Below are 6783 nucleotides of genomic sequence, written 5' to 3' on the forward strand. Positions count from 1 at the left end.
CTTTCCCGTGGTCCGGAGATATGGGAAGTCCGCATTCGCCGGAAGAAGCACGAAGGCTGCAACTGCAACTGCGGTGGCGGTCATTAAAATGTCTGGGAGCGATCGGTCGACAGCGGTCGCTCCCATACACATTCGTCGTGATCGGACAGGTGAAGTCTAAATTGGGAGGTCAAGTGTCGACAACAGCCAGTTTCAAAGAACTCGACGTGCGGCCCATCCTTCGTGACGGAGGCGAGCCATTTCCTGCGATCATGGATGCGGTTCAGTCGTTGAAGCCAGGGGAAGGCTTGCGCCTGCTTGCAACCTTTCGCCCGATGCCGCTGTTGAGTGTCATGGCGCGCCGCGGCTACTCGGCCGAACTCAAGGAGTTGGATGGCGGCGAGTGGGAGGTTTTGTTCATCCCGGTGCCGGACATTTCTGCAGAAGTTCTCCATTCGATCGGTGCAGAGGAAGCGGCGGCCTGGCCCGATCCATTGTGGCGGATCGACCTGACAGAACAGCAACCTCCGGCCCCCATGGAAAAAGTTCTCTCGCTGATCGAGCTCATGGAGCCGGGCGAAGTGCTTTTCGCGGTGTTTTCAGAGGAATCGCGCTTTCTCGGCGCGGAGCTGGAAAAGCGCGGTCACCAATGGGTTGGCAATCTCGATGCGTCAAAGCGTGCCTATCGCATGTTGATCCGCGTTGGCGAGGAAGGCTGACGAGCGCCTTGCCGCTGAACGTGGCATAGGAGGCCTGCATTGTCGCCAAGAAAGAGGACAAAGGCGGCAATCCAGAACAGGCCGGACGCAGATATGAACGGCGAATAGTATCCGGGACTGAAATCGGCTGTTATGCGCAAGCTTGCCGCGATGAGCAGGCATGGAACGGACAGCCGCTGGCACCAGGAGAATTTCTCATTTCGACCGGTATGAAGCCTGATTGAACGCATCATGATTGCAAGCATCATTCCCGTCACGGCCCCGATGGCCAGAAGATGAATTGCAGTGAGCGGGCCAAGCATGCCAAGCGCGGTTGCTGCAATCCCCATTAGCCCGACAGCAATCAGGAAGTACGACACCTGCATGGCTGCGATCATCGACGATCGCCCGATGATTGGCCTGAACCATCTTGCTGCGCGCACCAGATGCAAGCTGGCTGCGACGACTGCCATGATGGCCGTAAGTGGGCCAAACGGTTCAAAAATCCAGATCATCGCTGCAAGGAGAGTGGCGATCAGGACAAGACGATCAATCATGCGATTTGCTGGCGCGAGGCGTGGCCTGCCTGCCTGGGCAAGCCAGTTGTTTGTAAAGCTCGGGATGAGCTTGCTGGCGGTCGCCGTGATCAACAGGACATAGACGGAAAGGCTTGCCCGCGCCCAGCCCCCCACATCTCCTCCGTTCATGGCCGCGATGTGGAACCCGGCATTGATCAAAGCGAGAGACGTGAGGCAAAGGATTGGCTTCGCATCCGCAATCCGCTTGGCGACCCAGACCTCCCTTGAGCAAAAATAGGCGAAGAGTGGAAGGAAGATCCAGTCGATCAGGAGGGTGATGAAAGCCGATGTATCTGCGATGATCAGCATCGAAATGCGACCCGCGGTCCAGATGAAGGCAAGTCCTCCAAGCGGGCTACCGGACAGGGGAAAGCGACCAGTCCAGTTTGGAACTGTTGTCATCAAATATCCGACGAGGACCGCTGGCATGAAGCCGAATAGCAATTCATGCGCATGCCAGGCGGATTGGCCGTAGACTTGCGCCACCTCAAGCCAGCCGTTCATCGCGCAAATCCAGATTGTGACGGCCGCGATGGCCCATAGAGACGCCCCGAGATAAAAAGGCCGGAACCCATAGGACAGAAGGACGAGGCCGTCGCGCCCTAGGCCCCGCGGGATCCCGCCACGCGTCAGTCGTTCTTTATCATTCATAAAAACAGCTCTCCAAAATAATCGATCGTTTCCGCGCAACGCTTTCCAAGCAAAGTAATTGATCTCGATCAAAGGGCGCCGACAATTCTATTGTTTGGTCGGCGGCTCAATGACGCACTCTCCCCCATGAGTTCTTTGTTCCAGAGCAAATAAAAGTGGGCGCCATGAAGTAAAACAGTCTCAACAGTTCGGGCGAAACGCTCACTGCATGACAAGGACAGAAGATCATGAACCAGAACCTGAATTTGACCAGAAGAACAATGCTTGCCGGGGCTGCCTTTGCAACTGCACTTATCCCCGTTCTCACAGGGACTGTGGCACGCGCCGAAGGTGGCGACATCAATACCAATGCGGCCGCCGTTGCCGGTGACATCGCCAAGCTTGAACGGGTGAAGGTCGATCTCGTCGCGCCGCCCTTCGTCCATGCGCATAGCCAAAAGGCCGAGGGCGGCCCGAAGGTCGTCGAATTCACGCTGACCATTGAAGAGAAGAAAATCATTGTCGATGATGCAGGCACCGAGGTCCATGCTATGACCTTCAACGGCTCGGTTCCCGGCCCGATGATGGTCGTCCATGAAGGTGACTATGTCGAGGTGACCCTGATCAACCCCGACACCAACAGCCTGCAGCACAATATCGACTTCCATTCGGCAACCGGTGCGCTTGGCGGCGGTGCCCTGACCTTGGTCAATCCGGGCGAGACGGCCGTCTTGCGGTTCAAGGCGACGAAGGCGGGCGTTTTTGTCTACCATTGCGCACCTCCCGGAATGGTGCCCTGGCACGTGACAGCCGGCATGAATGGCGCGATCACGGTCTTGCCGCGCGAGGGCCTGAAAGACCATAAGGGCAATGATCTTCCTTATGACAAGGTATATTATGTCGGCGAGCAGGACTTCTATGTCCCCAAGGATGCCGACGGCAATTACAAGAAGTACGAGAGTGCCGGCGACGCCTATTCGGATGTGCTCGAAGTGATGAACACGCTGACCCCGAGCCACATCGTCTTCAACGGCGCGGTCGGAGCGCTGACAGGCGACAACGCGATGACGGCGGAAGTTGGTGACCGGGTCTTGATCCTGCATTCGCAGGCCAATCGTGACACCCGTCCGCATCTGATCGGTGGCCATGGCGACTATGTCTGGGCAACTGGCAAGTTCGCCAACCCGCCAGAACTCGACCAGGAAACCTGGTTTATCCCGGGTGGTGCTGCGGGTGCTGCCTACTACACCTTCCAGCAGCCCGGCATTTACGCCTATGTCAACCACAACCTGATCGAAGCCTTCGAAAAGGGAGCGGCCGCCCACTTCAAGGTCACCGGAGATTGGAACGACGATCTGATGACCGCCGTGGTCAAGCCGGGAAGCTGATCTTCAAGAATACGGGGGTACTCATCGAGCACCCCCGTAAACCTCTTCTTCAAATCGTTGGAAATCGTCATGTCCGGCGCCGTTCTCAATCGCTGGCAGCCCAATTCGATCGGCTCGGTGCTGCTACCACTTCTACTCATCAGCGCTCTGTCTACCGCCGTCGCGTTTCAATCGGGCATCGTGCGGCTGGGTGACGGCGCAGGAATGCCATCGCCTCAAACCATCACTATTGCTCCCGGCAGCTTCCAATACCGTAAGCCCGGCGAATTTTACCGCGCTGGATATGCCGTCGACGGGCCAAAGGCCGATTATGAGATGACGGCTCCTCTCACGATCATGAAGTACCAGGTCAGCACTTTTGACTATGATGGGTGCGTTGCTGATGGGGCGTGCCCTGCCCGGGAGTCGGCCACTCCATCGCGCTCTGACATGCCGGTAACCGGCGTCAGCCACGACGACGCGACAATGTTTGCCCGGTGGTTTTCGAAAAAGAGCGGCGGAATCTGGCGACTGCCAAGTGACGTGGAGTTGGCCTTTGCCGCTGGTCAGAAGTTTCCGGACGACGCCCTCGGTATCGACCCGGACAATCGCAACCCGGCATTGCGTTGGCTTGCCGACTATGAGCGCGAGGCGGCTCGCAAGAGATCCAAGGAACCGGCACCGCTCGCCTATGGCAGTTTCGGCGAGAACGAGTATGGCCTTGCCGATTTTGCCGGCAATATCTGGGAGTGGACGACGACCTGCAATCGACGTGTCGACCTCGTCAGGCAAGGGCAGGAGGTCACAACCGAAGCCTGCGGCGTCTACATCACCGCTGGCAAACACAGATCGCCCTTGAGCTCGTTCATCCGCGACCCAAAAAGCGGTGGCTGCTCTGTTGGAGTTCCCCCTGACCATGTCGGTTTCCGGCTGGTCGAAGATCGTCGCTGGTATGCTCCTTTGCTCTTTTCGATCGGTGCCTTGTGAGATAGGCTAGCCCTCGAATTGGATACTCGCCAATACCGCCACGATGGGCTCGTCGGGCCCTGGAAAATATGCGCTGGTGGCGGGAGAGGGAAATGTTTTGAAGCTTGATCGGACAATCATCAAGTCCTTGTCATTGTTCGACAAGATGACGGATGACGAGTTGGACGCGCTGCTGGTTCCCGCTCAGACGAAGCGATTGCCGATCGGCGAGTCCGTGTTTGAGCAGGGCCAGCCTGCCTCCTATTTCTTTCTCCTCCTGCATGGCCGCCTCAAGGTCACCCAGGTCACCAGCGCCGGTCAACAGATCATCGTGCGCGTGGTGCATCCCGGTGACCTTTTCGGGTTTGCCAAGGCGCTTCAGCGACAAGATTATCCGGGAACAGCCCTTGCTGCTGCCGAAAGTATCGTTCTGTCCTGGCCAACGGAGATGTGGCCAAAGTTCGTGGAGCGGAATCCAAGGCTCGCTGTCAGTGCGATGGAGACGATCGGGCAACGGCTTGAGGAGGCGCATGTTCGGATTCGCGAAATGTCCACGCAAGAAGTCGAGAAGAGAGTGGCACATACCGTTTTGCGGCTAGCTCAAAAGGCGGGACGCTTAGAGGCCAAAGGGATACGGATCGATTTTCCGATCTCAAGGCAGGATATTGCAGAGATGACCGGAACGACAATTCATACGGTCTCGCGCATCTTCAGTTCCTGGGAGAGCAGGGGCCTGATCGAAGGTGGTCGGCAGAAACTCCTTGTGCGCGATATGGCCGAATTGGCATCGCTGGCGGATTCTCTCCCCGAACGATGAAGCCTTCTCATAGTTGATATTGCGCAAAGAAGGCTCGTTCATCCTAGCCTATCTCTTTTGCAACGGAACGAGGTGTTTCCGTCTAAGGAGATGAAAATGAAACTGCGTAGTGTAACCATGGCAGCCGTTCTCTTGCTTTCGGCCCCGGCTCTCTCGATCGCTGCCGATTTCGAAGTCAAGATGCTGAACAAGGGCGCCGAGGGTGCCATGGTCTTTGAACCGGCCGGCCTGAAGATTGCTCCCGGCGACACCGTCACCTTCGTCGCCACCGACAAGAGCCACAATGCCGAAGCCATCAAGGGTATGATTCCGGACGGCGCGGCAGAGTTCAAGGGCAAGATGAACGAGACAATCAAGGTGACCTTTGACGTTCCCGGACTCTATGGCGTGAAATGCGCGCCGCATGTTGGCATGGGCATGGTCGCTGCCATCCTGGTTGGTGATGCTCCGGCCGCCAACCTTGACGCCTTCAACGCAGCCAAGCTGCCGAAGAAGGCGCGCGAACGGATTGATGCAGCTGTCGCTTCGGCCCAGTAATAGCTGCCATTCATGTTGCTCGGCTGACGCCGCCTGGAGAACTGACCCTGGCGGCGTTACTGTCTGTATTCTGCTTCAGGGGTCGGTGATCATAGGGATCAGATCCCGCCATCTGCCAGCAGGCCGCTATGCGCGCGGTCGATTGCATTACGTAGCTCGTCGACTGGCGATGCAGTGGGAAGTTCTTCGCCCTCGAGCTCTTCCGGCATCCTCCAGCCGGGATCGATTCCCTGCATGTTCGGAAGCTCGTGGGCAATGCCCTTGTGGCAGTCGATGCACGTTGCCTTGCCGTTCAGGAGATAACGAGTGTGGATTTCCGCCGCACGCTCCGTCTGTTTCGACAGGTCCATGGCGACCGAGGAATGGCAGTTCCTGCACTCGAGACTGTCATTGGCCTTCAATCTTGCCCATTCATGCTGGGCCAGCCGCAGTCTCTCATCCAAGAATTTCTGACGAGTATTGATCGTTCCGAAGATCTTGCCCCAGACTTCCTTGGAGGCTTGCATCTTCCGGGCAATCTTGTCCGTCCATTCATGGGGCACGTGGCAGTCAGGGCAGGATGCCCTGACACCGGAGCGGTTGGAGAAATGTACCGTCCTCGTCATCTCCTCATACACGTTGGTCTTCATTTCATGACAACTGACGCAGAACTCTTCTGTGTTGGTTAGCTCGAGAGCCGTGTTGAACGCACCCCAGAACATTACGCCACCGACAAAGCCGCCCAGCGTCAGGAAAGCGAGGCTCAGCGTTGCCGCTGGTGTCGTTAGTACGCGCCATGTCCATGAAAGCAGATTGCGGAGCCTCTGCATCTTTAGTGCTCCTCGCCCATTAGCTTGACCCCCATGTCGCTCATGTCGCGGAAGGTGTTGCCGACCAAGGGGCTGGTCTCTGCTTGGGGGACGTGACAGGCTGTGCAGAAGTACCGTCTTGGCGAAACGTCTGCCAACATCTGTCCCTCCCGCGTGATGTAATGGGTCACGCTGATCATGGGCGCACCGGACCCTTCCGTGAACTCGCGCTTGTGGCAGGAGAGACATCGGTTGGTATTGACCGATAGTTGGTAGCCTTCGATCGAGTGTGGAATGACGGGAGGCTGGTCCGGATAGGCGCGCATCTTGCGTACGTCATCCACATTCCATTTCGGCAGGGGCTTTGCCGGAATGCTTTCCATCTGTTGGGGTGGGCCGGACAGTTGCGGAACTGATTGTGCA

The 6783-nt window shown here is 57.4% G+C and carries 8 protein-coding genes; 5 read left to right on the top strand and 3 right to left on the bottom strand.

Features of this window, described 5'->3' with window-relative positions:
• Positions 1 to 698, top strand: a 698-nt coding sequence (locus tag H6M51_RS25010) for a DUF2249 domain-containing protein (RefSeq protein WP_348644574.1), incomplete at its 5' end; no start/stop codon positions are given.
• Here H6M51_RS25010 and H6M51_RS24030 read toward each other — a convergent pair.
• Positions 662 to 1978, bottom strand: coding sequence for an NnrS family protein (locus tag H6M51_RS24030; RefSeq protein ID WP_185812288.1), 1317 nt, complete (start codon positions 1976 to 1978; stop codon positions 662 to 664). The two genes, H6M51_RS25010 and H6M51_RS24030, sit on opposite strands and share 37 nt — an antisense overlap.
• 155 nt (positions 1979 to 2133) lie before the next feature.
• Here H6M51_RS24030 and nirK point away from each other — a divergent pair, with 155 nt between their 5' ends.
• The 4 genes from nirK to H6M51_RS24050 all read left to right on the top strand — a co-directional run bounded on the left by nirK (position 2134) and on the right by H6M51_RS24050 (position 5572).
• Positions 2134 to 3273: a copper-containing nitrite reductase gene (nirK, locus tag H6M51_RS24035; protein ID WP_185812289.1), complete on the top strand. Its 1140-nt coding sequence runs from the start codon at positions 2134 to 2136 to the stop codon at positions 3271 to 3273.
• A 69-nt stretch (positions 3274 to 3342) separates the two neighbouring features.
• A complete protein-coding gene (locus H6M51_RS24040; protein ID WP_185812290.1) occupies positions 3343 to 4239 on the top strand; it encodes an SUMF1/EgtB/PvdO family nonheme iron enzyme in 897 nt (298 codons plus the stop codon).
• Positions 4240 to 4336: 97 nt separating this feature from the next.
• The gene (locus H6M51_RS24045) at positions 4337 to 5035 is read left to right on the top strand and encodes a Crp/Fnr family transcriptional regulator (protein WP_185812294.1); all 699 of its coding nucleotides are present in this window, start codon (positions 4337 to 4339) and stop codon (positions 5033 to 5035) included.
• Between the two features lie 96 nt (positions 5036 to 5131).
• A complete protein-coding gene (locus tag H6M51_RS24050; RefSeq protein WP_407073614.1) occupies positions 5132 to 5572 on the top strand; it encodes a pseudoazurin in 441 nt (146 codons plus the stop codon).
• A gap of 98 nt (positions 5573 to 5670) precedes the next feature.
• Here H6M51_RS24050 and H6M51_RS24055 read toward each other — a convergent pair whose 3' ends face one another.
• On the bottom strand, positions 5671 to 6381 hold the full coding sequence (locus H6M51_RS24055; protein ID WP_185812291.1) for a NapC/NirT family cytochrome c: 711 nt from the start codon (positions 6379 to 6381) through the stop codon (positions 5671 to 5673).
• A gap of 2 nt (positions 6382 to 6383) precedes the next feature.
• Positions 6384 to 6783, bottom strand: a 400-nt coding sequence (locus H6M51_RS24060) for a nitrate reductase cytochrome c-type subunit (protein WP_185812292.1), incomplete at its 5' end; no start/stop codon positions are given.

Origin of the sequence: Rhizobium sp. AQ_MP, from assembly GCF_014237835.1 — a bacterium.
Classification (GTDB): Bacteria; Pseudomonadota; Alphaproteobacteria; order Rhizobiales; family Rhizobiaceae; genus Allorhizobium.

Coding starts and splice junctions, on each gene's coding strand:
- nirK (WP_185812289.1), top strand. CDS start 2,134: ATGAACCAGAACCTGAATTTGACCAGAAGAACAATGCTTGCCGGGGCT.
- H6M51_RS24040 (WP_185812290.1), top strand. CDS start 3,343: ATGTCCGGCGCCGTTCTCAATCGCTGGCAGCCCAATTCGATCGGCTCG.
- H6M51_RS24050 (WP_407073614.1), top strand. CDS start 5,132: ATGAAACTGCGTAGTGTAACCATGGCAGCCGTTCTCTTGCTTTCGGCC.
- H6M51_RS24055 (WP_185812291.1), bottom strand. CDS start 6,381: ATGCAGAGGCTCCGCAATCTGCTTTCATGGACATGGCGCGTACTAACG.